General features: G+C 51.1%; 17 protein-coding genes. 11 read left to right on the top strand and 6 right to left on the bottom strand.

Annotated features, from left to right (window positions below):
- The 7 genes from ACFQ2T_RS13970 to ACFQ2T_RS13940 all read left to right on the top strand — a co-directional run bounded on the left by ACFQ2T_RS13970 (position 1) and on the right by ACFQ2T_RS13940 (position 12,964).
- Positions 1-1,437 (top strand): alginate export family protein, encoded by a 1,437-nt coding sequence (locus ACFQ2T_RS13970; RefSeq protein WP_379035479.1) that lies wholly within the window; start codon positions 1-3, stop codon positions 1,435-1,437.
- Positions 1,438-1,461: 24 nt separating this feature from the next.
- Entirely contained in the window at positions 1,462-2,241 is a 780-nt protein-coding gene (gene cobA, locus ACFQ2T_RS13965; protein WP_379035477.1) for a uroporphyrinogen-III C-methyltransferase, read from the top strand.
- 95 nt (positions 2,242-2,336) lie between these two features.
- Positions 2,337-3,548, top strand: coding sequence for a nitrate/nitrite transporter (locus ACFQ2T_RS13960; RefSeq protein ID WP_379035475.1), 1,212 nt, complete (start codon positions 2,337-2,339; stop codon positions 3,546-3,548).
- Positions 3,549-3,610: 62 nt separating this feature from the next.
- Positions 3,611-5,299 (top strand): protein kinase domain-containing protein, encoded by a 1,689-nt coding sequence (locus ACFQ2T_RS13955; RefSeq protein ID WP_379035473.1) that lies wholly within the window; start codon positions 3,611-3,613, stop codon positions 5,297-5,299.
- A gap of 476 nt (positions 5,300-5,775) precedes the next feature.
- Complete coding sequence (nirB, locus tag ACFQ2T_RS13950) at positions 5,776-8,340, top strand: nitrite reductase large subunit NirB (protein WP_379035471.1); 2,565 nt, start codon at positions 5,776-5,778, stop codon at positions 8,338-8,340.
- Between the two features lie 16 nt (positions 8,341-8,356).
- Positions 8,357-8,749 (top strand): nitrite reductase small subunit NirD, encoded by a 393-nt coding sequence (nirD, locus tag ACFQ2T_RS13945; RefSeq protein ID WP_379035469.1) that lies wholly within the window; start codon positions 8,357-8,359, stop codon positions 8,747-8,749.
- 87 nt (positions 8,750-8,836) lie between these two features.
- Complete coding sequence (locus tag ACFQ2T_RS13940) at positions 8,837-12,964, top strand: molybdopterin-dependent oxidoreductase (RefSeq protein WP_379035467.1); 4,128 nt, start codon at positions 8,837-8,839, stop codon at positions 12,962-12,964.
- 24 nt (positions 12,965-12,988) lie between these two features.
- Here ACFQ2T_RS13940 and ACFQ2T_RS13935 read toward each other — a convergent pair whose 3' ends face one another.
- The 3 genes from ACFQ2T_RS13935 to ACFQ2T_RS13925 form a co-directional block, all read right to left on the bottom strand.
- Positions 12,989-15,229, bottom strand: coding sequence for a hypothetical protein (locus ACFQ2T_RS13935; RefSeq protein ID WP_379035465.1), 2,241 nt, complete (start codon positions 15,227-15,229; stop codon positions 12,989-12,991).
- A 157-nt stretch (positions 15,230-15,386) separates the two neighbouring features.
- Positions 15,387-16,253: a DMT family transporter gene (locus tag ACFQ2T_RS13930; RefSeq protein WP_379035463.1), complete on the bottom strand. Its 867-nt coding sequence runs from the start codon at positions 16,251-16,253 to the stop codon at positions 15,387-15,389.
- Between the two features lie 118 nt (positions 16,254-16,371).
- Positions 16,372-16,686: an ArsR/SmtB family transcription factor gene (locus ACFQ2T_RS13925; RefSeq protein WP_379035461.1), complete on the bottom strand. Its 315-nt coding sequence runs from the start codon at positions 16,684-16,686 to the stop codon at positions 16,372-16,374.
- Between the two features lie 92 nt (positions 16,687-16,778).
- Here ACFQ2T_RS13925 and ACFQ2T_RS13920 point away from each other — a divergent pair, with 92 nt between their 5' ends.
- From ACFQ2T_RS13920 to ACFQ2T_RS13905, 4 genes are all read left to right on the top strand, one after another.
- The gene (locus ACFQ2T_RS13920) at positions 16,779-17,969 is read left to right on the top strand and encodes an MFS transporter (protein ID WP_379035459.1); all 1,191 of its coding nucleotides are present in this window, start codon (positions 16,779-16,781) and stop codon (positions 17,967-17,969) included.
- Positions 17,970-18,000: 31 nt separating this feature from the next.
- Complete coding sequence (locus ACFQ2T_RS13915; protein ID WP_379035457.1) at positions 18,001-19,107, top strand: NADH:flavin oxidoreductase/NADH oxidase; 1,107 nt, start codon at positions 18,001-18,003, stop codon at positions 19,105-19,107.
- Positions 19,108-19,449: 342 nt separating this feature from the next.
- Positions 19,450-20,670, top strand: coding sequence for a diguanylate phosphodiesterase (locus tag ACFQ2T_RS13910; protein WP_379035455.1), 1,221 nt, complete (start codon positions 19,450-19,452; stop codon positions 20,668-20,670).
- Between the two features lie 196 nt (positions 20,671-20,866).
- Positions 20,867-21,211 (top strand): hypothetical protein, encoded by a 345-nt coding sequence (locus ACFQ2T_RS13905; RefSeq protein WP_379035452.1) that lies wholly within the window; start codon positions 20,867-20,869, stop codon positions 21,209-21,211.
- Between the two features lie 58 nt (positions 21,212-21,269).
- Here the strand turns inward: ACFQ2T_RS13905 and ACFQ2T_RS13900 are convergent, their stop codons facing one another.
- The 3 genes from ACFQ2T_RS13900 to ACFQ2T_RS13890 all read right to left on the bottom strand — a co-directional run bounded on the left by ACFQ2T_RS13900 (position 21,270) and on the right by ACFQ2T_RS13890 (position 25,820).
- Positions 21,270-22,370: a mechanosensitive ion channel family protein gene (locus tag ACFQ2T_RS13900; RefSeq protein WP_379035450.1), complete on the bottom strand. Its 1,101-nt coding sequence runs from the start codon at positions 22,368-22,370 to the stop codon at positions 21,270-21,272.
- A gap of 256 nt (positions 22,371-22,626) precedes the next feature.
- Positions 22,627-23,859 carry an MFS transporter gene (locus tag ACFQ2T_RS13895; RefSeq protein ID WP_379035448.1) on the bottom strand — a complete coding sequence of 411 codons (1,233 nt, stop codon included), beginning with the start codon at positions 23,857-23,859 and terminating at the stop codon, positions 22,627-22,629.
- A gap of 311 nt (positions 23,860-24,170) precedes the next feature.
- Positions 24,171-25,820: a histidine kinase famiy protein gene (locus ACFQ2T_RS13890; protein WP_379035446.1), complete on the bottom strand. Its 1,650-nt coding sequence runs from the start codon at positions 25,818-25,820 to the stop codon at positions 24,171-24,173.
- Positions 25,821-25,870 lie beyond the last annotated feature (50 nt).

Here is a 25,870-nt window from a genome sequence, read left to right as displayed (position 1 = left end):
ATGAAAGCTAACTCTTACCAACGATTGCGTCAAGTCTCATTGGCAGTATTGATGGCAGCAATGAGCATGCAAGTGGTGGCTGAAGAAGAAGTTTTACCTGAATATACATTTATGGATGCGATTAAAACCGGCAAGAATATGACCAGTTTCAGATTACGTTACGAGTTTGTGGACCAGGAGGGCTTGCAGCCAGGTACTTTTACCAATGCTGCCAACACGCCTAACCCGACACGGACACGCGAGCTCAAGGATGCCAACGCATTGACCCTGCGCAGCCTGATCGGCTGGCAGACAGCGCCATACCATAACTGGAGCTTTGCAGCGCAACTGATCAATGTCAGCCAGCTGACGGATGACTTTAACGACGGCAGCAACAGTTATCGTCTCAATGGCGCCTCGAATAACAATGGCAAGATTGAATATGCCAAAGTGGTAGACCCTGACCATACCGATATCAACCAGTTATACGTGGACTGGACCGGGATCAAGAACACCCGAGTGCGTGCCGGCCGCCAGCAAGTCAACCTGGATAACGTGCGGTTTATCGGTGATATTGCTTTCCGCCAGGTCATGCAGGTATTTGACGGTGTTTCCGTATTCAATAAAACCATCCCGGATACCGAGCTGTTTGTTGCGCACTTTGACAAAGTGAACCAGATTTTCACTTCCGAGCGCAGCGGCAACCTGGAAGTGGTCAATGCGCGTTACCGTATTTCCCCTACCGAGTTCCTGGTCGGTTATGGCTATTTCAGCAATTTTGAAAACCTCGGCCTGGGCAATGCCTGGTTCGGTGCCGGTGGCGCTAACCTGCTGGCAGACCAGTCAAACAAAACCATAGGCATTCGCCTGGATGGCACGCATATTTTCACCCCGAACTACCGCGCGCATTACACCGCCGAATATGCCAAACAGTCAGACTACAAGGACGGTGATAACCGCATCGATGCCCATTATTACAAACTGGGTGGCGGCTTTGGCATAGACAATTTCAACCTTCGCCTGGACCAGGAGTTATTGTCCAGCAACAACAATACCTATGCTTTCCAGACGCCATTTGGTACTAACCACCTGTTCCAGGGCTGGGTAGACAAATTCCTGGTGACGCCACGTGCCGGGATCAAGGATAGCTTTGTGACAGCCACTTACCGCTACGGGGACTTTTTGTTTTTTGCTGATTATCACGTGCTGGACGCCGATGAAGACTTTTTCACAGTCAATGGCGGCACCAGCCGTACCGGCAGCCGTTACGGTACTGAGTGGAACGCCGCCGTAACCTGGAACGTGGATAAGCACTGGATGACCAAGTTTGAATACGGCAAATACAGTGAAAGCGACGAGTTTGCCGCGACTGCAAACACGACCAGCAATGCCGCCGGTATCCGTGGCCGTTATCACGATACCGAGAAATTATGGCTGACCGCCATGTACACCTTTTGATTGTTTTAATGTAAGGAATAAGCGATGACTACAGCCGGAAAAGTTTTTTTAGTAGGTGCCGGACCCGGTGACCCAGACCTGATCACACTCAAGGCCATCAAAGCCTTGCAGCAAGCTGAAGTGGTGCTGGTCGATGACCTGGTCAACCCGGACCTGCTCACGCATTGCCCGCAGGCACGTATCGTGCACGTGGGCAAGCGTGGCGGCTGCAAGTCCACCCCGCAACCCTTTATCAACCGCATGCTGATCGCGCTGGCTGAACAAGGACAAATAGTGGTACGCCTTAAGGGAGGCGACCCGTTTGTGTTTGGCCGTGGCGGTGAAGAAATGCTGGCTTTGCGCGCAGCAGGCGTTGCCTATGAGGTGATTCCCGGCATGACCAGCGGCCTGAGTGCCTGCGCCAGCATGGACGTACCGGCCACGCATAGAGGCTTGAATCATGGTGTCACGCTGGTGACCGGCCATACCCAGGATGGCGGCCCATTACCCTGGCGCGCACTGGTAGAAAGCAATACCACGCTGGTCATCTATATGGGTATGCAGCACCTGGCTGACATCAGCCGTGAACTGATTGCCGCCGGCATGTCACCCGCCATGCCATGCATGGTGGTTGAAAGCGCCACTCGTGAAGATGAGCGAGCACTGGTCAGCACCATTGAAGCCATGCCTCTGTATAGTCACCAGCACCAGATGAAAAGCCCGGCCATGATAGTGGTCGGTGAAGTGGTGAAAATGGCCAATAGCGCAAAGACATTGCAGGCGCTAGAGCAGTTTGACTATTTACAGGCAGTGAATGCCAATTAAAAAAGAATTGATTGGTATTTGCGCAAATGACACTTAGGTAATTAAGCGCAGGTACCAGCCACAGATATGCTATTTTGAATTAACCGGAGATAAACATGAAAAAGAGTTTTTGGGAGGTAGGCCACAAGCCTACGCTGTTTTCAGCGTTCTTTTATTTTGACCTGAGCTTTATGGTGTGGGTCATGCTGGGGCCGCTGGCCGTGCAGATAGCTGCCGACCTGCAATTAAATCCGGCACAAAAAGGCCTGATGGTGGCAACGCCGGTCCTTACCGGCGCATTGTTACGCATCGTCATGGGCGTGCTGGTAGACCAGCTCAAGCCTAAAAAGGCCGGCCTGATTGGCCAGGTGATTGTGCTGGCTGCATTGTTAACTGCCTGGTTGCATGGCATACATACTTATCAGCAAGCATTGTTGCTGGGCGTGTTCCTGGGCTTTGCCGGTGCTGCATTTGCAGTGGCGCTGCCGCTTGCTTCGCGCTGGTATCCGCCTGAGCACCAGGGCACTGCATTGGGCATTGCTGGCGCGGGTAACTCCGGTACGGCACTGGCAGCCTTGTTTGCGCCTGGCCTGGCGGTGGCGTTCGGCTGGAACAATGTGTTTGGCCTGGCGCTGATTCCACTATTGCTGGCACTGATTGTGTATACCGTGTTTGCCAAAGATGCGCCGGATACACCGGCACCTAAATCATTGTCCCAGTATCTGTCTGTGCTGAAAGACAAGGACGCATGGTGGTTTATGCTGTTCTATTGCGTGACCTTCGGTGGCTTTGTCGGCATGGCTTCTTCGCTGACCATTTATTTCCATGACCAGTACGGCCTGGACCCTGTGCATGCCGGTTATTTTACTGCTGCCTGCGTATTTGCCGGTTCCCTGGTGCGTCCGTTTGGTGGATACCTGGCTGACCGTATCGGCGGTATCCGTACCCTGAGTACTATGTATGTACTGGCAGCTATCTTCCTGTTTATACTGAGTTTTGGTATCGCTACGCAAATGGCCGGGCTGGGCGTCGTTGTGCTGGCCATGGCATCCCTGGGCATGGGTAACGGCGCGGTGTTCCAGCTGGTACCACAGCGTTTCCGCAAGGAGATTGGTGTGATGACCGGCCTAGTAGGCATGGCCGGTGGCATAGGCGGTTTCTACCTGGCTTCCAGCCTGGGTTACTCCAAGCAGATCACCGGCAGCTATCAGGTAGGCCTGATCATTTTTGCCGGATTAGCCATCCTGGCGCTGGTAGGCCTGACTGGCGTGAAAAACCGCTGGCGGACCACCTGGGGTGCTTCCAGCGTAACGGCAGCCAAGGTATAAAAATGACCAAGCCATTAGCATCAGCAAACTCACATCCAAATATCTATTAAAATAACCGGCATATGAGTCTTGTTTTTAAAGTGGGTGAACATAGCGTGATCGGCCCGCGGCCGCGTAACGAGGACTATGTCACTGTGGTCACCCCATCCGAGTCACAACAGGCGATCAAGGGCGCACTGATGCTGGTCGCCGATGGTGTCAGTGGCGGTGCGGGTGGTGCCGAAGCGTCGGAGATGACCGCCAGGAGCATCTCGGCGGATTACTATGCCACGCCGGAAACCTGGACCGTACAGCATGCGCTGGACAAGGTGGTGCAGGCGGCCAACCTGTGGGTACTGTCGCAGGCACGCAAGGACAGCAAGATGGCGGGCATGGCAACCACCTTGTCCATGCTGGTGTTGCGCGGTCAACGCTATGTGCTCGCCCATGTGGGCGATACGCGTATCTACCGTCTGCGTGAACAGTCATTGCAATGCCTGACCACGGACCATGTATGGGACAGGCCGGATATGCGGCATGTGCTCAAACGTGCGGTCGGTCTGGATGACCAGCTGACCGTGGATTACGCCGAAGGCCTGCTGCAACCCGACGATGTCTATGCCATTGTCAGCGATGGCGTGTGGGATGCGGTTGGCGATGCCGAAATCCACAGAGCCCTGATGCTGTACCACTCACCGCAAATGGTGGCGGAATACCTGACCGCGCTGGCGGTGGAAAAAGGCGGCCAGGATAATGCCTCAGCCGTCATCGTCAATATTGAAAGTGTGGGCCAGGATCACCTGACCGATATGCTGGCCGATGCGCTCAGCCTGCCATTACCGCCTAAACTTGCTGTCGGTAGCCAGATCGATGGATTTACCGTCACCAGGGTCATTCATGACTCGCGCCTGAGTATCCTCTACCAGGTCAAGAATTCCGCCGGACAGCTGTTTGTTTTAAAAACGCTGCAACCCTCCCGCGCCGATGACAAGGAAAGCTGCGAAGCACTGTTAAACGAAGAATGGCTGGGTAAACGCGTGGTCTCGCAATGCGTGCCGCAGATATTGCCGCTGACGCTGGAACAGCGCAGCGCGCTTTATTATGTGATGACCTGGCACGAAGGCTCGACCTTGCAGCAACGGCTGGATGCCGGGCATCATTTCACCATGAATGGTGTCGCCAATATCGGGCAGGATCTGTTGCGCGGCTTGAGCATGTTGCACCGCCTGAATATTGTGCACCGCGACATCAAACCGGCTAATGTGCATATCGGCAGTGATACCCGCTTGCGGATTCTAGATTTAGGTGTAGCGCTGAACCCTACCCTGCCCATGCCAGAGCAGATGGAAAACCCGGGCACGCCAAGTTTTATGGCGCCGGAACTGTTTGACGGCAAAGTAGCTGACCGGCAGGCAGATATTTATGCCGCTGGCGTCACGCTATACCATTTGCTGACGCGCAAATATCCCTACGGCGAGATCGAGCCTTTCCAGTCACCGCGATTTGGCGAGCCTATCAAACCCAGCCGTTACCGGCCCGAGATCCCGGCCTGGCTGGAAAACGTGATTCTCAAGGCGATTGCCAGAAAACCTGAGGACCGGTTTGAAACCGCCGAAGAAATGCTGCTGGCGCTGGAACATGGTGAACTGAAACCGTTAGTGATTCCACGCACGCCGTTGATTGGCCGTGCCAGGCTGGTGAAATGGCAATGGCTGGCAATCTGCTCCTTGTTTGCCAATATCATCCTGATCTATCTGCTGTTTGTTTCCTGAAAACAGCTATAACTCAGACCAAAATCTCACTTCATTATCCAAGACCTATTCTGGTGCAATCGCTTTATTTTGCATCATAACCGTGCGCCAGACTGATAGGGCCAGCCCTTGCTCACACGATTTTAAATCAGCAAACACCTCTAATCACTTTTATTTAAATATATAAGAATCAATCACTTATAGCATTTAAAAAATCCGTCTAAACGACACATTCCACCTTGGCATATCAATTGCTTATCCGGTACTAAATCTCGTTCATTTCGATGAGTATTTTTAGTAATAAGAGAATTCCTGATTCTGGGAAATCTCTTTATGGACAACGGCGTCCATAGCTTTTTTACGCAGTGCATCAGGCAGTTGCGGAATAAGCTATGGACGCCTTTTTTCGTTTTCAGGCTTGGTAAATAGTTTAGTTAAACCGCAAGGCATGGCATGTAAGAACGAGCGCCATGCATGCATCTGATGGGGAATACACGATGAATCAACACACCCGCATAGTAGTCGTCGGCAACGGCATGGTGGGACATTATTTTATGCAGGAACTGGTCAAGCGCCATCCTGACCTGGCCGCCGCCAACCTGCAAGTCACGGTATTGGGCGAAGAACCACGCCCTGCTTATGACCGTGTGCATCTTTCCAGCTTTTTCTCCGGCAGCACGGCTGAAGACCTGTCCCTGGTCGAGCCTGGTTTCTATGACCGCCCCGGACTGGAATTACGCCTGAATGCACGTGTGAGCCATATTGATAGACATCAGCATCTCGTGACCCTGACAGATAACACAACGCTGGCATACGACAAACTGGTACTGGCCACCGGCTCTGTGCCTTTCGTGCCATCGGTGGCCGGTCGTGACCGCGAAAACTGCTTTGTGTACCGCACCATTGAAGATCTGGAAGCGATGACCGCGGCAGGTAAAACCTCCAAGAGCGGCGTGGTGGTCGGCGGTGGCCTGCTGGGCCTGGAATGCGCCAAGGCATTGCGCGATATGGGCCTGGATACCCACGTGGTCGAATTCGCACCGCGCCTGATGGCAGTGCAAGTGGACGAAGCCGGTGGCCGCGTGTTGCGCAGCAAGATCGAGGAGCTGGGTGTGCATGTACATACCAGTCGCAATACCACCGCGATTGTGGATGGCGCGACTGCTCGCCACCGCATGGTGTTCTTTGATGAAACCTGGCTGGAAACCGACATGATCGTATTCTCTGCCGGTATCCGTCCACGTGATGAACTGGCACGTGAATCCGGCCTGGCGATAGGCGCACGAGGCGGTATCGCGATTGATGATTTCTCCCGCTCCAGCGACCACGACATTTATGCGATTGGCGAATGTGCCAGCTGGAACGACGAAATGTTCGGCCTGGTAGCCCCTGGCTATGACATGGCGCGCACAGCCTGCGCGCACCTGGCAGGCGAAACTGCTTCTACTTTCAAAGGTGCGGATATGAGCACCAAGCTCAAGCTGATGGGCGTGGATGTCGCCAGCGTCGGTGACGCGCACGGCAAGACGCATGGCTGCCGTAGCTATCAGTACACAGACGAAGTGCGCAATATCTACAAAAAAATCGTCGTCAGCGAAGATGGCAAGAAACTGCTGGGCGCGGTACTGATCGGTAATGCCGATGAATACGGCACCTTGCAGCAGATGACCGTCAACGACATGGCATTGCCGGAAAACCCTGAATTCCTGATCCTGCCTGCCAGCGATGGCAAGGAGAAACCTGGTCTGGGCGTGGATGCATTACCTGATACTGCTGTGCTCTGCTCTTGCAACAACGTCAACAAAGGCGAGATTGGCGAAGCAGTGGCTGCCGGTAATTGCAGCATAGGCGCCATCAAATCCTGCACCAAGGCAGGTACTGCCTGCGGTGGCTGCGTGCCTTTAGTGACGCAAGTCATGAAAGCGCAGATGGTCAAGCTGGGTATGACCGTCAACAACCACTTGTGCGAACACTTCCCCTACTCGCGCCAGGAGCTTTACCACCTGGTGCGCGTAGAGCAGATCAGGACCTTTGACGAACTGTTGCACAAGCATGGCAAAGGCCTGGGCTGCGATATCTGCAAGCCGACTGCTGCCAGTGTACTGGCTTCAGTCTGGAACGACTTTATCCTGAAGAAAGACCTGGCTTCGCTGCAGGACTCCAACGACTACTTCCTCGGCAATATCCAGAAAGATGGCAGCTACTCCGTCGTGCCACGTATGCCGGGTGGCGAAGTCACGCCGGATGGCCTGATCGCCATCGGCCAGATTGCCAAGAAGTACAAGCTATATACCAAGGTCACCGGCGGTGCACGCGTGGATATGTTCGGTGCCCGCGTCGAGCAATTACCTAATATCTGGGAAGAACTGATCGCTGCCGGTTTTGAATCCGGTCATGCCTACGGCAAATCATTGCGTACCGTGAAAAGCTGCGTCGGTTCCACCTGGTGCCGTTATGGCGTGGACGACAGTGTCGGCCTGGCCGTGCAGCTGGAGAACCGCTACAAAGGCCTGCGCGCACCGCACAAGATCAAGTTTGGGGTTTCCGGTTGCACGCGTGAATGCGCCGAAGCACAAGGCAAGGATGTAGGTCTGATCGCGACCGAAAGCGGCTGGAACCTGTACGTCTGCGGTAACGGCGGTATGAAACCGCGTCATGCCGAACTGATCGCCAGCGACCTCAGCAAAGAAGACGCGATCCGCATGATAGACCGTTTCCTGATGTTCTACATCCGCACCGCTGACCGCTTGCAACGCACCAGTACCTGGCGTGACAACCTGGAAGGTGGCCTTGATTACCTGAAAGACGTGGTCATCCACGATAGCCTGGGCCTGGGCGCTGAACTGGAAGCGCAGATGCAGCATGTGGTGGATAACTACCAGGATGAGTGGAAAACCGCCGTCAATGATCCTGAAGTGCGCAAACGTTTCCGCAGCTTCGTCAACAGTGTGGCTGGCGACAACAACATCGTTTTCGTCAAGGAACGCGACCAGATGCGCCCGGCAACAGTAGAAGAAAAGAAGCAGGCAAAGGTCATCCCTATCCTGGCAACGACAGAGTAAAGAGTGGAGTAGAACGATGAGTCAATTACAACAAGCGGCCGTATCAGACAATACAGCCAATCAGGCGGCGATTTCCACTGCCGCTTCAGGCACCTGGCATGCAGTGTGCGCACTGGACGATATCTGGCCCAACACCGGCGTATGCGCCCTGGTAGAGGGTCGCCAGGTGGCGATCTTCCGCTTGCAAGACGACCAGCTGTACGCCATAGACAACTACGATCCGCACAGTGATGCCAACGTCATTTCGCGTGGCATCGTCGGTGACCTGGGTGGCGAACGCGTTGTCGCATCCCCCATTTACAAGCACCATTACCGGTTGAGTACCGGCATCTGCGTGGAAGATGCGGATACCCGCCTGCAAACCTACCCGGTGGAATTGCGCGATGCCGCAGTCTGGGTGCAGGTATAGGCTGACTGGATAGAATCGGGACCAGCAACAATGGTGAAGCAGGTTAAATCAGTTTGCCCCTACTGTGGCGTCGGTTGCGGCATTGTCATGGACGTGGAGGATGACGCGGCCACCAGGACCAGGCGCGTGATCAAGGTCTACGGTGACAAACAGCATCCGACCAACTACGGCCGCCTGTGCACCAAAGGCAGCACCTGCATACAAGCCATTGCCGATTCAGGTCGGCTTGAATATGCCTATGTCCGCCAGCAGCGGGGACTGGAATCGGTACGCACCGGCATAGATGCTGCCATCAAGGAAACGGCGCGCCGTTTACGCGCCATTCTTGACGAGCATGGCCCGGACGCGATTGCGCTTTACGTCTCAGGCCAGATGTCGATTGAGTCCCAGTACCTGACGAATAAGCTGGTCAAAGGCTACCTGGGCAGCAACAACATCGAATCCAATTCCCGCCTGTGCATGGCCAGTGCAGGTAGTGGTTATAAATTATCCCTGGGTGCAGATGGCCCGCCTGGCTCTTACCAGGACTTTGACCAGACTGACCTGTTCTTTGTGATCGGCGCCAATATGGCCGATTGCCACCCTATCCTGTTCCTGCGCATGATGGACAGGATCAAGGCCGGTGCCAAATTAATCGTCGTTGATCCACGCCGCAATACCACGGCCAACAAAGCCAACCTGTTTATGCAGATCAAGCCCGGCACTGACCTGGCTTTACTGAATGGCCTGCTGCACCTGCTGGTCAAGAACGGCCATACCGATGCTGAATTCATCGCCGAATTCACCGAAGGCTGGGAAGTGATGCCGGATTTTCTGCAAGATTACTCGCCGGAAAAAGTCGCCGCAATCACCGGACTCAATGAAAGCGATATACGCCAGGCCGCAGAGTGGATAGGCACCAGCAAAAACTGGATCAGCTGCTGGACCATGGGCCTCAACCAGAGCACGCACGGCACCTGGAGCACTAACGCCATTTGCAACCTGCACCTGGCGACAGGCGCGATCTGCCGCCCTGGCAGCGGCCCATTTTCATTGACCGGGCAGCCGAATGCCATGGGCGGTCGCGAAATGGGTTATATGGGCCCAGGATTACCCGGCCAGCGCTCGGTGCTGGTAGAGCAGGATCGCCAGTTTATCGAACAGCTGTGGCAAGTGCCGGAAGGCACCTTACACACCCGCCTGGGTGGCGGCACAGTCTCCATGTTCGAGCAGATGATCGCTGGCAAAATCAAGGCTTGCTGGATTATTTGTACCAACCCGGTTGCCAGTATGGCCAACCGCAAGAATGTGATTGCAGGACTGGAAAAAGCCGAATTGGTCATCGCCCAGGATGCCTTCCTGGATACTGAAACAAACCGCTATGCCGATATCCTGCTGCCAGGCGCTTTGTGGGCAGAAGCAGAAGGTGTGATGATCAACTCCGAACGCAATATGACGCTGATGCAACAGGCGGTGAACCCACCCGGCGAAGGCATGGCCGATTGGGAAATTATTGCCAGAGTCGCTTGCGAGATGGGCTTTAGTGACGGCTTCAGTTACACATCGGCCGCCGAAGTGTTTGCTGAAATCACCCGCGCCTCCAACCTGAAAACCGGCTATGACATCCGCGGCGTCAGCCATGAGAAGTTGCGCGAAACATCGCTGCAATGGCCGTATGCACCAGATAGCGAGAATGACAGAAATCCTGTTCGCTATCTTAACGATGGCATCAACCAGGTACTAAAAGTGCGTGAAGACGGCAGCCAGCCACGCATCGCGTTTGCGACTGCCAGCGGCAAAGCGGTATTTTTTGCCCGCCCGCATATGGACCCGGTCGAACTGCCCGACCATGACTACCCTTTCGTGCTTAATACCGGTCGGCTGCAACACCAATGGCACACCATGACTAAAACCGGCAAGATCCCCACGCTGAATAAACTGAATCCGGGACCATTTATCGAACTGCACCCTGAGGATGCGATTGCCTTAGGCGTACAGGACAAAGACCTGGTTGAAATCAGCTCTAGACGTGGGCGCGCGGTGTTACCGGCGATCGTGACTGACCGTGTACGCGCCGGGAACTGTTTCGCTCCCTTTCACTGGAATGATGTGTTCGGCGAGAACCTGGCCATTAATGCAGTCACCAGCGATGCGATTGACCCCATCTCGCAGCAACCGGAATTAAAGTTTTGCGCCGTGACCATGACACGCGTTGCCAGCGCGCCTGCCCCGATTCGCAAGGACCAAGAAGAGCTAGCCCTGATAACAACCGGTGGGGCGGGCAAGAACAACAAGGAACTCGACATGAAAGATATCGATGCTTTGGCCAGGTTACTTGGCCTGGATAGCGCACCTGAGATCGTCCTCGAAGCGCAGGAACAACTTTATCTGCAAGGTTTTATCAGTGGTTTACGCAGCGAAGAATCACGCAAAATGGGTGGCGTGCCCATGCTGCCGGAAAGCGCACCGCTGGCCCCCGCCAAGCATTTGCTGGTCAATGGCATGCTGGCCGGATTATTTGCGCGCAGCTGGTTACCACATGGCGACCAGTTTCCCAGCGGCTTGCCTGATTTTTCGGCGATCCCCGCAACGGCTGCCGCTACCGTGGCGATTCTATGGGCATCACAAACCGGCAATGCCGAGGGTTTTGCCGAAAAATGTGCCGCGCGCATTAAAGCAAGCGGCCTGCCCGCGTCAGTGTTGGCAATGGATCACATCAATATCGCCGACCTGGCTAAACACACCCAAGTGTTGCTGCTAACCAGTACTTTTGGTGACGGCGACCCACCAGACAACGCCAGCAAGTTCTGGAGTGGCCTGCAGGCAGATGATGCCCCCTCACTGGCAAATATCCGTTTTGCCGTGCTGGCTTTTGGTGACTCCAGCTATGACCAGTTCTGCGGTTTTGGCCGCAAACTGGATGCACGGCTGGAAGCGCTGGGCGCACAACGCCTGCTTGACCGCGTAGACTGCGAACCGGATTTTGAAGAACCGGCCAATGCCTGGCTGGATAAAACGATTGCCGCATTGGCAACTATTTCTGCCACCATCAGCCAACCCGTACTGGCAATGGCTAATGAGGTAGATGAATCCGTCATGGACGTGGAAAATCCGACCACGGTCCCTGCTTACACCCGCCAGAAGCCGCTGCGCACCAGGCTGATCATCAACCAGCGACTGAACGCAGCAGGTTCAGACAAAGAGATACGCCAGTTTGGTTTTGATTTAAGCGGCAGTGGTTTCCAGTATGAAGCGGGCGATGCCCTGGGCGTTTGGCCAAGCAACTGCCCGGAGCTGGTAGGTGACCTGCTGCGTGTGCTAAAGCTTTCCGCTTCCACCATGGTCGACGTAAAAGATCACGACCAGCTGGCGCTCGGTGATGCCCTGCTGCATCACTATGAAATCGCACGCATCACGCCGGATATATTGAAATTTGTGCAGAAGCGCAGCGCCAGCCCGGCACTTGCCGTATTGATGGAAGATGAAACACGGCTGAAAGACTGGTTATGGGGCAAACAGCTGATCGACCTGTTACAGGCCTTCCCTTTCAAGGTGGAAGCGAACGATTGGCTGACCGTGTTAAAGCGCCTGCAACCACGTTTGTACTCCATTTCATCCAGTCCTAAAGTCCATCCTGAACAGGTGCATTTAACAGTATCGACTGTAAGGTATGGAGATCATCTTAACCGTGGTGGCGTCTGCTCGACCTTCCTGGCTGATCGCGCGCAAGAGACGGATGTGTCGATCTTCCTGCAACGTTCAGCCCATTTCCGCCCGCCGAAAAACCCGGATGCCCCACTGATCATGGTCGGCCCTGGCACTGGCATCGCCCCCTTCATTGCCTTTTTGCAGGAGCGGCAAGCGACAGGTGCTAAAGGTCACAACTGGCTTTTCTTTGGCGAACAGCATGCCGCAACAGATTTTTATTACCGTGAACAACTGGAAATACTGCAAAAAGATGGCGTCTTAAACAAACTCGATACTGCCTTCTCACGCGACCAGGCCGAAAAGATATATGTACAGCACCGCATGCTGGAGCACGGTGCAGAACTGTGGCAGTGGCTGCAACAGGGCGCGCATTTCTGTGTCTGCGGCGATGCCAGCCGCATGGCCAAGGATGTGGACGCGGCGTTGAAAACGATAGTGCAAATACATGGCAATATGAGCCCGGAAGCCGCTGCTGACTATGTATCAAGCATGGCGCAGGAAAAACGCTATGTACGTGATGTTTACTAACCGCCTGTTAACATAAAAACCATGTCAGTACCCGATGACAAAGTCTGTACCACCGTAAGCGCCTTGAAATTTGCTAATTGACTTTCCAGTCCAAAAGTTTGCTTCGTTATTAAGCGCCTGATATTGAGGCCCACCTGGTTGATAAGCATAAACCCCACGTTTAATGATTGTTTTACTTGTTCCAGCGCCAGTCACCTCAGCTAAGTGATATCCCGTTGCAATAACCGCAATTAAATTAGCCCCCGGCTCTTTCACTAAATTCCATTTCACCGGTTCATAAGCACTCAACATCAGCACAATCGGCTGATCCGACTTTTTTACAATAACATTAACACCTGCTAGTGAGCGGTCTTTTGTTTCATAGATCCCGATCGCCTCTACCCTAGCATTACCAGGTATATTGCCTAGCATACGGGTGGTAGTATTTGAGATCTCTTGCCTTCTCACCGCATTCGCCGATGCAGAATACATTTCTGTAATTGGCGGCATCGCAGGTGGTGCCATTGCTGGCGCCTCCATAGCGGGTGCTTCTGCTGCGGGTGACATTGCGAAAGGTACGCGATTCATGTCTATTTTAGGATACCTACCTTGCTGAGCCTCTCTTCGTAAAAATTCCCTTAAATCAGCTTGACTCATCGTAATTGAGCGCTGAGGGTAGTCTTTTCCAGGCATATAGCCAATTTCCTTGCCAGATTTAAGTATCTCTAATCTGGCTTTAGATAGCCTTTCTTCTTGCTCTAAAACCTTTAATTGTTTTTCAAGTTTTCGCCCGGCAATCATCTCATCCAGAGATACACTCCTTCCAGTTTGCAGCGCATCTCCAACCCAGAGTTTTTGATATCCCCTGCGCATGAAACCAGTTCTTCCGTTTAACTCATAAATAATCCCCTGGCTACCTTCTTCAGTTTCAACTGGTGACAATGTAGAGTCTTTAACATTTAAAATGAATGGCTTATTGGTGCCGAAATTAAGAAAGCTATGCCCATCTACCAAAATAGAGTCCTCACTAAACTTGGCATAGTTGTTTCCTACGATTTCACCTGATTCCCAAATTTTTTCATTAGTGGTTTCCAGATCGAATAACATGACATTACGGCCGGTGACAAATACAATTGCTTTGCCGTTAAACATTAAAGTAGGGGTAAGTGAGCTCACGCTTCCTGATGGTGACTTTATTCTGAACTCTTTAACAACGTTTGAAGTAATGCCCTCTGATGTGCGTGTATTCTCAATCATGGAAAAATCTTTGTAAGACCCGATGAGTAATCGTGAGGGTGATTCACTTACATTTAACGCCCAAGACTGATTTCTTAAAGCAGTTGAATAAGGGTTAATAGTCCCTTTTTTGAAATCTAGCAGTAATACAGCACTATGCTCATTTCCACTTTTATTGCCTCTGACTAATGCCGCTTGCAATTCAGGAAGCCAGGCATACATTTGATTAATGCCTTTAGCTAACCAAAGATCCTGGCCCGTTTCACTATCGATAAAACGAAGATCTCTGCTATTTACCACCACTGCCAAAACCCTTCCATTAGGTGAAACCGAATAATCAGTTTGGGAAGCTTCCGGCATTGTAGGCAAGCTTGCAATTTTCTTACCGCTTGGAATCTCTACAGAAACAAACTCATTCCGATTACCTCGGAGCACTGCAACCCCGGCTTTAGAAGCCGCTTTGCCCGTGTAAACTTCAATATTCTCAGCGCCATGAACGACTGTGGGTGGACCCAATTTAAGCAATGGTTTTAATGACGCCTGGGCAAGCCTGAAACCAACTAATTTCACACCAATGAGCGCAAGCAATTCATCATCCTGCGTGTTCAAGCAGTCACGATCTACGGCTAATTGTTTGATATTGTCTATAGCGTCAAACCGGCTTATAGAATGCCCTTGCGTGCAAGTAAGTGCTCTCAGCGTTAGTCTGGAATCATAAGTAGTTTTAAACGATTCTAGAAATACATCATCAGAAGCAATCAATGACTCCAATGTTTCAAGCTGGATTCTCACTTCTGGTCTTGGAGGAAAAGCTGCGTTAATTTTTTCGACGACACTTAACTGAACGTCAAGCTGCCATCCGATGGCCATTAGTATCAGGAAGAGACTGGCAACTATCCATTTTTTCATATTATTTTTTCTTTTATGAGTTAAGTTATGATAATAGCCAATCTGATTAAAATTGATTTCTTTAATTAACGCGGTTTCTTGATCCGCTAATTTAAATTGAGATGCGTTTTCGTGAACTATCGCCGCCAGCCTTATCAACAAGATTAATCAAAGCAGTTCATTGTGAATGCCATCTGTATTTGTTTTATTACCAAGCAGCGGTCAATATAGCCCCCTGAAACAACCATCAGGACAAAGTAACAAAATGGCGAAAAGGCCTGATATGCCGGATTTCAAGTCAGGCATGCCTTTCAATCCGCTAACTTGGTTTTGATAATGAGACTGAACTGAACGTCACCGCACTAATCACCAGCAATGCGCCAAACAATTGCGCATGCGTAGGTGGCATATGCTCGAATGCCGCGATCACCATGGTGGTGACCGGTACCAGATTCATAAAGATTGCGGCTTTGGATGGCCCCAGGTGCGAGATGCTTGCATTCCAGAACAGATAGGCCAGCACACCACCGCCCAGCGACATGGTCAACAAGGCAGCACCACCATGAATACTCGGTTGCACAAAATGATCACCATGCCACAAAGCAGCAAGGGTCAAGGCCACGGCGCCCACGGTCATAATCCCGGCCGTATTGGTGATACCACTTACGTTTTTCGGCATCATCTTTTTGACTAGCACATTGTAAAGTGCCCAATTGAGTGTCGCGATCAAAATGTATATATCAGCAGTGGAAACAGTCAGCTGTGCGCCTGCTCCCAATACCACGATGACAACACCGGCAATCCCCACCGGGAAAGCAATCAGTTGCCGGTTGGTCGGCCTGTCACCAAGAATCACATAGCCAAGCACTGCCGTGAGCAACGGATTCAATGCCATGATCAATGCACCGTTGATGGCAGAAGATGTTTCCATGCCAAGAAAGAAAAACAGGTTGAAGCCGAACACGCCAACCACACCCAGGGTCAGGTAAGCCTGCCAGTGCCGCAATGAAAAAGGTTCTTTTCTGAACTGCGCGATCAATACCATGACGGCAGCTGCCAGCAGATAGCGGCTGGCCCCGGCGATATAGGGACTCATTTCAGCAAGTACCGGCCTGGCCAGGTTGAAATTGGCGCCCCAGAATACTGCCGCCATGATTGCCATCAGATAGGTTTTAAGATTGCCCATTACTTTTCTCAGTACAGTGTTTTATCCAGATAGCAGGTTTGCCATCAAAGCGGCTTTTATTCATACCACCCTTAAGCCGTTAAAGTAAGAATGATGTGTACGGATAGTTACTGAAGACTTATTTAGCCGGATTGAGCGCGCGCAGTACTGATTGCAACACGCCCGGGAATTTCTGCTCTATCTCTTCCACCCTCAGTGCATTCAGATGCTCGGTGCCTTCAATCAAGGTTTCCACCAGACCGGCTGCGCGGAGGATTTTGAAGTGATGCGACATGCTGGATTTCGGGCGATTGAGGTCGAATTCGCCACAGGTCATCTTGCGGCCTGCATTCGCCAGCCGCCCGACAATTTCAAGGCGTGTCGGGTCCGATAGCGCATACATGATGTCTGTCAGCTCTACTTGTTCCAGACTGGGATGTTTGATTTTCCGCATGTTTAAAATTTATCACAGTGCTTGATATTATTCTATAGTTCGATTATATTCGAACTATAGAATTTAATCTAAGCATTTTTTAAGCAGGCATTATGAAAAAAGAAATTTCGTCGCAAGGCATCCCGCTCGCGCTTTACGCATTGATGGCAGGCGCATTTGGTATAGGTACTACAGAATTCGTGATTATGGGTCTATTGCCGGAAGTCAGCCGTGACTTGCAGGTCAGCATTCCAATGGCAGGTTTACTGATCACCGGTTACGCACTGGGTGTGGCCGTAGGCGCGCCCATCATGTCCATATTAATGGCGAAATTCTCGCGCAAGAACTCCCTGCTCTGGTTAATGGGCATTTTTACTTTGGGCAACCTGATTTGCGCCATTGCGCCTGACTACACCACGCTGATGATCGCCAGGGTGGTCACTTCATTTGCGCATGGTACCTTTTTCGGCATAGGCGCCATTGTCGCCACCGAGCTGGTGCCTAAAGAAAAACGCGCGTTTGCGCTGGCATTGATGTTTACCGGACTAACGGTGGCCAATGTAATAGGTGTACCTGCAGGCACCTGGCTGGGCCAGATGCTGGGCTGGCGGTCTACCTTCTGGGTAGTGACCATGATAGGCCCGGTGGCACTGGCTGCGTTGTATTACCTGCTACCTAAAGACCATCACGCAGAAAAGGTCAACGTGAAATCTGAAATCACCACTTTGCTGCAACCGCAGGTGATTGCCGGTTTATTGCTGACCATCATTGCGGATACCGGCCTGTTTACAGTGCTCACTTACCTGGCACCTATACTGACCGACGTAGCACTTTTCTCACCCACAGCTATCTCACCCGTGTTTCTGCTATTCGGCGTTGGTATGGTGATCGGCAATATTCTCGGTGCCAAATTAGCCGATATCAATCTTGATAAAACACTAATAGGCGCATTGATGTTCATCATTGCCATATTGGCCTCTTTTTCCCTGTTCGCACATAACCAGATTGCGGTCGTCAGCCTGGTCGGCCTGCTAGGGATTGCCGGTTTTGCCGCTGTCCCTTCATTGCAGATCAAGATCCTGGAAAAAGCCAGCGGCGCACCCACCCTCGCCTCCGCTATGAATATAGGCGCCTTTAACATCGGCAATGCTGCCGGTGCCTGGGTTGGCGGCATGGTCATCTCACATGGTTTAGGCCTGACTTCTCTCGGCTGGATAGCGGCGAGTATCGTATTCGTCGGTCTGATACTTGCAGTCATCGAGATGCAATTAGTGTCCAGTAAACCCTATTCACCACCGGCATAACCCTCATTAAAACTTAATTGAAAGGACCCATATGGCTGACCTGTTTTCCAGCTACCAGTTAAAAGATGTCACACTCAGAAACCGCATTGCGATTCCGCCCATGTGCCAGTACATGGCAGAAGAAGGTGTCGTGAATGACTGGCACCTCGCCCATTACACCAGCCTGGCGCGTGGCGGCAGTGGCCTGGTGATTGTTGAAGCTACTGGCGTCGCGCCTGAAGGCCGCATCACACCGGGATGTACAGGCATATGGAACGATACGCAAGCCGAAAAATTGCGCGGGATAGCCGCAGCTATTAAAGCGGCTGGCGCAGTGCCCGGCATCCAGATTGCGCATGCAGGTCGGAAAGCCAGCGCCAACAAACCTTGGGAAGGCGATGACCATATCCCTGAAAACGACCCGCGCGCCTGGCAAACCATAGGCGCTTCCCCGGTTGCTTTTGGTGGCGATCTGCCACGCATACCTAAAGAAATGACGATTGATGACATCGCCCGCGTGAAGAGTGATTTTGTTGCCGCTGCCAAACGTGCGCTGGATGCAGGGTTTGAGTGGCTGGAAATCCACTTTGCCCATGGTTACCTCGGTCAAAGCTTCACCTCGGCACACTCCAATCATCGCACCGATATTTACGGTGGCAGCTTTGAAAACCGCTCGCGCTTTACGATAGAAACACTGGAAGCGATCCGAGAAGTCTGGCCGGAAAACCTGCCACTGACCGCGCGATTCGGCGTCATTGAATATGATGGTAAAGACGAAGAAACCCTGAGCGAATCCATTCAACTGGTCAAAGCATGGAAACAGCGTGGGCTGGATATGCTCAGTGTCAGTGTAGGCTTCACCATTCCAGAAACCAATATCCCGTGGGGACCTGCATTCCTGGCGCCGGTTGCACAACGCGTGCGTAACGAGGCAGGCATCCCGGTTTCATCCGCATGGGGCTTTGGCGCACCTACGCTGGCAGACAATGCCATCCGTAACGAAGAGCTGGATCTAGCCATGATAGGCCGCGCCCACCTGGAAAGCCCGCATTGGCCCTACTTTGCCGCAAAGGCGTTGAACAAGGAAAATCCGGCCTGGGTATTACCTGCGCCTTACGCCCACTGGCTCGCCAGGTATAGAAGCCCGACGCAGGAGTAATCAGGCAGCATGGAACTGTCATGTGAGACTTCCGTAACTACCCTTAAACTCTTTTCAGGATACCCAGCTTATACAAAAACGGCTTGCAAAAATGTGAGCCGTTTTTTTCATCTTCACACAGCATTTCAGTTCTAAAGACATTCATAGCGCTTCTAATCTGGGCGCTTAACTTCTTTTCCCTTGGACTGCTGGCTTGAATGAAACTTAAGCCTATGCGAATGAATCCCACAGATAACTAAAGAGCATTACGTTTCAGCCGTTATTAATTCAGCAAAGTATGCTTGTTTGGCTACAACAGTTTCAGATTATTCAACCATTATTAAATGTGCATTTAAAACCAACATGTTCACGATCTTAGTCTACAAAAGTCGCGTGCACACCGATATATCTCCCTCTGACTTGTACCAACTGGTCAAAGCTGCGTCGCTCAAAAATGCTGCCAGGGATATTTCAGGCGTGCTTTTATTTGATGGCGATTATTTCTTCCAGTATCTTGAAGGTCCCAGTGATGCCATCAAGTCGCTGTACGAGATCATTGTCAGGGACAAACGCCATCGGCATGTCGTTAAACTCATGGAAGATCACTCGCCGACCCGAAGATTCGGGGTATGGTCTATGCATGCCATAGATGTGAATACGCTGCAAGGGGATGATTTGAATGACATTCTCGCCAGGGGATCTTCTTTCCCGCCAGCCAATGCCGGCCTCCCGTCTCACGACCGGGTTTTAAAGATGATTACGGCGTTTGCATCAGCAAGCTGGGCAGAAAATGACGCCAGTTTTGAACCCGATCAATGGCAATTCCACTTGAAGCCTTCTCAATTTGATGCAGTGGTCAATATCAAAAAGTCCGCACCCTGCCAGTTTGCGTTCCAGCCTATCCTGGACCCTGTATCAGGCACCGTAGCTTCTTTTGAAGCCTTGATCCGCAGCGCGACAGGCGGGCCGCCATCCGAATGCTTTAAAGGCTTGTCCCCAGAACAACTGTATCTGTTTGATCTGGAATCCAAACAATATGCGTTTGAGCTGGCTTCTCAAATGAACCTGGGTAAATGCAAGATTTCTATCAATCTCTTACCCATGTCATTGGTAAGAGTACCGAATGCGGTCGAAAGCCTGCTGACCTACATTACTAACTTTGGTTTTGCGCCGCAGCAGGTCATTGTGGAGATCACAGAAGAAGAATCCATCACAAACTTTGAAGATTTCCAGATGGCGCTAACGGAGTTACGTTCTGCTGGCATCAGTGTCGCAATAGATGATTTTGGGGCAGGTTTTGCGGGATTGACACTGCTGTCGAGATTTCAACCGGAGAAACTAAAAATCGACCGCCAAATCATCGAAGGTATACATCATGACGGGCCTAAGCAAGCCATAGTCAAAGCCATCATAGAATGTGCGCATTCCCTGGGCATTACCATTGTTGCTGAAGGTGTTGAAACAGTGGAGGAATGGTGTTGGCTAGAATCGGTCGGGGTAGATTTATTCCAGGGCTTTCTGTTCGCAAAGCCCAAATTAAACGGCACGCCGGATATCAACTGGCCAACGCTTAAAGCGGTTTGATGTTAGAAAAATCCAGTGACTCCTTCTCGTTAAACAAACCTTGATCGTAAGCAATAGGGTATAACTGCCAGAAAACGCTGAAGCCTTGCGTCCGAGGATTCTGACAAGCATTTCAGCAACACGCTTATTTGAAGAAAGTTTCCCGCACTGCATGATGCACGCAACGTCGTATCATCAATCGCGGAAACATATTCTCATGCCTGTACAAAATCAAAAACAAGATACAAACAATTCAGTAACTGACTTACTACTACCTTTAGGCGCGGTAGCCGTGACCATATTCGGTATGCTATTTATCTCATTCAGTGTGATTGTCCTTACCGGGATTATTTCTGGCGGAAATCCAAGGTTTGAAGCGAAATCAAACCCAAACAAAAAATCAGGAATGATCATTATCTCATCTTCAAAATCTATTGAAGATGAGATCAGAAAATCACAGATGGTCACGCCTGAATTACCATTACATTATCGTTCCCAAACACAACTTTCGTTGTGGAAATCCCAGCGTGCTTATCGATATTTCGATATTGAAAAATATTAAAATAAAGACATTCGAAGCAGAAATACTGGCGTAAAGCATCCAGTATTTCACCGAAAGATTATTGCAGCGAATTGCTGATCGCGCTTTCTGGAAATAGCATGTTCAGGTGAGGATTCTTTGACAGATCCAGCGTCATTGTCGGGAAAGCAAAATTGACTTTCATAGACTCCAGTTCACGCATCAAATACAAATTGATGGATTGCTGTGTATCCATATAGACGTTGTAACTGCTATCCAGCACGTAATATACGACTTCAAAATCAAGCGAACTCAGGCCGAAGCCTTTGAAATGGGCACGGTCAAACCGGGCTTTGGATTCTGCAGTGATGGCGTTTTTAACGATGACAGGTATCTTTTCAACGATGTCTGCTTTTGTGTCATAAGTCACCCGGAATTCAAAAACCACTCTTCTTTCTGCCATGCGCTTGTAGTTATGAATGGTATTTTTCAATAACTCGGTGTTGCCGCATACGATCTGCTCCCCGCTCAGGCTGCGGATATGGGTCGTTTTTAAGCCAACGCGCTCAACCGTACCGAGCACACTGCCGAAAATAATGAAATCACCAATCACAAAAGGCTTATCTAGGCCTATTGCCAGTGAGGCAAACAAATCGCTCAGTATATTTTGAACTGCAAGGGCGACCGCCACCCCGCCCACCCCTAAACTGGCGACGAAAGCAGTGATATTGACGCCCATATTTGCCAGGATGCTGAGCATGGCAATGGACCAAACGATCGTCTTAAAAATCCAGGATAACATGGTGGTCAGAACAGCATTTTCGGCTGACCCATCAGTAGCGACCACTTTAGCTTTAGCCCATAGACTGATGCCCTTGCTCAGCCACACGGCTATCTGGATACCTATGATTAAAAAGGAAAGGTAATCGAGGCGGGTGACCCATTTCGTATTCAACTCCAGGAAGTGCATGGCAAACAACAATGAAAATAATGCGAAAGTGAATTGATTGGTACTGCGCATGACTTCGGTGATTAAATCACCCAGTTTGGTCGGGTTTTTTAAGTTAAAACGCGAGATTCTTTTGATGGAAAATTTCCAGACTATCAGCAATGCGAGGTAAGTGCACATGAAGATCAACAGTGTGTACAGCCACTCATTGATAGTGAAACTAAGAAATTTGTATTGCAGCCAGCTACTCATTTTTATCCTTTGTGAAGGGTTAGATGATTAGTCAGGATATTTATTTGAACTTACAGAAAAGAAGCAAACGAGGTTTAGAGAATTTCACCGGGATTTAAAGAATTGCACGAATGAAACACAAGCCATTTCCTAACAAAGAGCCCGTATGATGAACATGCGATTTGTAAGTTCAATAAAATTGCCCGCCTGTGCTTGATGACTGGCGACTCATTACTGTGTATGAGCTTACCTGGCCAGCTATTCAATTGGCCTTCACTCAATCATTGATAGTGCTGGCTTGAGAACTATCTTTGGTCTCCGGCATTGCCAGCAATAATAAGATAAAGGCCACCGCTGCGATGGCAGCCAGGGTCAGGAAAGCCGCATTGTAGCCTGCCTCTTGCAGCACCAGGCCCGTTAAACCGGGGCTGAGCGCAGCGCCTAAGCCGAAAACCGTGGAAATCGCGCCCAGGCTTATATTGAACCGCCCTGTTCCCTGTGTCAGATCCCTCACAATGATTGGAAACAAGGCGCCAAAAATACCGGCACCTATGCCGTCAAGTAACTGCACGGCGACCAGCCAGTAAGGGTCATCAGACACTATATACAGCACGCCCCTTAGTGGAAGAATAATAAACCCAGCCAGCAATAGCGGTTTGCGGCCCCACGTATCTGCTTTGGACCCCACCAGCATCGCCATAGGGACCATCACCAACTGGGCAGCGACTATACAGGCCGAGGTCAGCGGCGTCGCCATTGCCAGGTTAATCTGGGCAAGCTTCTGGCTGACTAAAGGTAACATCGCAGCATTTGCCAGGTGAAACAGCGCACAGCAAATAGCAAAAATCAACAGCGCCTTGTTAGCAAGCAGGACGCTGAACCCTGAAAGATGTTCTTCACCAGATGTGCTGGCAACAGCGCCTCTCGCCAGGTTGTGGTCAATCGCGTTCGCAGAGATAAAGCTGACAGAGATCAGGCTGCCTATCGCCATGGCGGCCATTAAATAAAAAACGGCGATCGGGCCAAACAAATAGGCAAAGCCGCCAGCCAAGAGCGCTGCAACGGCATTGCCTGCATGATTAAATGTTTCATTGCGTCCGGTTCTTTGCGTGAACGCGCGCGGACCGGTGATGCCAAGTGTGATTGCAGCAATGGCCGGCGCAAACACTGAGGCAGACAGCGCGCTCATGGTTTGCGTGATGGCTACCAAACTGAACGAACTGACGAAGGGAAGAACCAGGCAACTGAATGTCACCACCAGCGCGGCAATCGCAATGACAGCACGCTTGCGATGTGTGTGATCAATCAGCGCTCCGGCGGGTATCTGCGTCACAAGTGCCGTGACACCTGCCAGCGTCATTACAAAACCGATGCTGGCTGGCTGCCAGTGGTGCACAGCCAGCAGATAGATGGCAAGGTAAGGACCTAATCCATCGCGTACATCTGCCAGGAAAAAATTAAGGGCGTCCAGCGAAAATGTATTGCGATGATCTATCGGTCGGGTACTCATGCGCCATCTCTGTTATGGAGGTGAATGCATATTAGGTTTCAAGCGACAAAATATCAAGGCATTCATGTTCGCGATAATAGTCTGTAAAGCGCGTGCGATCCGTTATATCAATTAAAGATTACTTTAATTTGACGAAAGTGTAATGGCCGCTCTGGAAAGGGATTAGTCTGAATCAATCAGCGAATTTAAGCCAACTTTTACAGATTCATGTACAAAATGTATTGCCACTCCCTAACGATTAAACCGTCTGGAAGTGAGCGAGAGTTATGTTTAATGGAAAGGGTTTAGTCAGGCGTTGCAGTTTTTATGCGTTAAGTACCCCGCTGTTGCAATACGGTAGGCCCTTCCAGCACTGCCCGCACTTTTTTGGCCAGGTCTGCCATCTTGTATGGTTTGGTCAGCACTTCAAACTCAACCCCTTGATCCTGGTCTTTATCCTGTGAGCCGGCATAGCCGGTAGTCAGCAATACTGGCAGGTTGGGAATCAATTTGCGTAGCTCCCTTGCCAGCATGATGCCATTGATGCCGCCTGGCATGATGATGTCGGAGAACAGCAATTGTGGCGGCTGCTGTTTTTCGATGAGTTTTTTGGTGGTACTGATCGCTTCTAGCGCACTATTGGACACAATGACTTCGTAACCCAGTGTCAGCAGCATTTCCATGGCTAACTCCGACACTTCCGGCCTGTCATCCACCACCAGCACGGTTTCCTTGCCACCACGATTTAATGGGTTCTTGCCCGCGTTTAGATCAGCATGACGTATCTGGTCGGTGGCCTTGAAATACATGCGCACAGTGGTGCCTACGTTCAACTCAGAATAAATGGTTGCCGTGCCCCCGGATTGCTTGGCAAAGCCATATACCATGGAGAGGCCTAACCCTGTACCCTTACCTTCTTCCTTGGTGGTGAAAAACGGGTCCATGACGCGATTCAGAAGTTCTGGCGGAATACCTGAGCCGGTGTCGGTGATGGCAATGGATACGTAGCGTCCTGGTGGCAGGCCTGCGTAGGCACTGATATCTTCTGGAGAAACTGTCACGTTTTCCGTCACCAAAGTGACCTTGCCGCCGCTGGGCATGGCATCGCGTGCATTCACCAGTATATTGATCAGGCAAGCTTCAAGCTGGGTAGGGTCAAGCTGGCAGTTGTAAAGGTCAGTGGCAAGTTCGCGCTGTAATGATATTTCTTGCCCCAGTGTTTTCAGGACCAGGTCACTGATGCCTTGCGCCACATTATTCAGGTTGACGATACGGCCATCCAGGCGTTGCTTGCGCGCGAAAGCCAGCAATTGCTGCGTCAGTGAAGAAGCTTTTGTCACCGCACTGCGTATGCTCTCCAATCCGCGCAGGATGGATGCGTCATCGGCCTGCTGCCTGTCTATTTTCAATTTGAGGATATCGACATGGCCAGACATCACTTGCAGGAAATTGTTGAAATCGTGCGAAATACCACCGGTCAGCTGGCCAAGCGCTTCCATTTTCTGCGCTTGCGTCAACGCATCCTCCGCATCCCGGCGCCTGCTGACGTCAAGCTGCGAAGCAAAGTAATACACCAGTTCTTTTTGCTTGTTATACACCGGAGAGATATACAAGGCATTCCAGAATGAAGATCCATCCTTACGGTAATTCAGGATTTCAGTGGTAATTTCGGTCCGCGAAGCAATGGCTTCCTTGATCGATGCCACGGTATGCACATCGGTATCCGGGCCCTGCAAGAAGCGACAGTTATGGCCAATGATTTCTTCTGCCTTATAACCACTCATGGAAATAAATGCCCGGTTGGCAAACACAATCGGATTATCCGGCTGCCTGGGATCGGTCACCAGCATAGGCATGCGCGTGCTTTCAATCGCGGCAAAAAAGATATCATCCTTGTGATCGGCAATTGCGTCGTGATGATACTCAGTGACTTCTATGGTTGATCCAGGTGAATGGGAAGGCTTTTCAGGATGTTTGCTCATACGAAATAACAGTATTTATTGTATTAATGATTAATGGATATCAACATGTA

The organism is Methylophilus flavus, assembly GCF_042678905.1.
Lineage (GTDB): Bacteria > Pseudomonadota > Gammaproteobacteria > Burkholderiales > Methylophilaceae > Methylophilus > Methylophilus flavus.
This window is presented reverse-complemented; position numbering and strand designations above follow the sequence as displayed.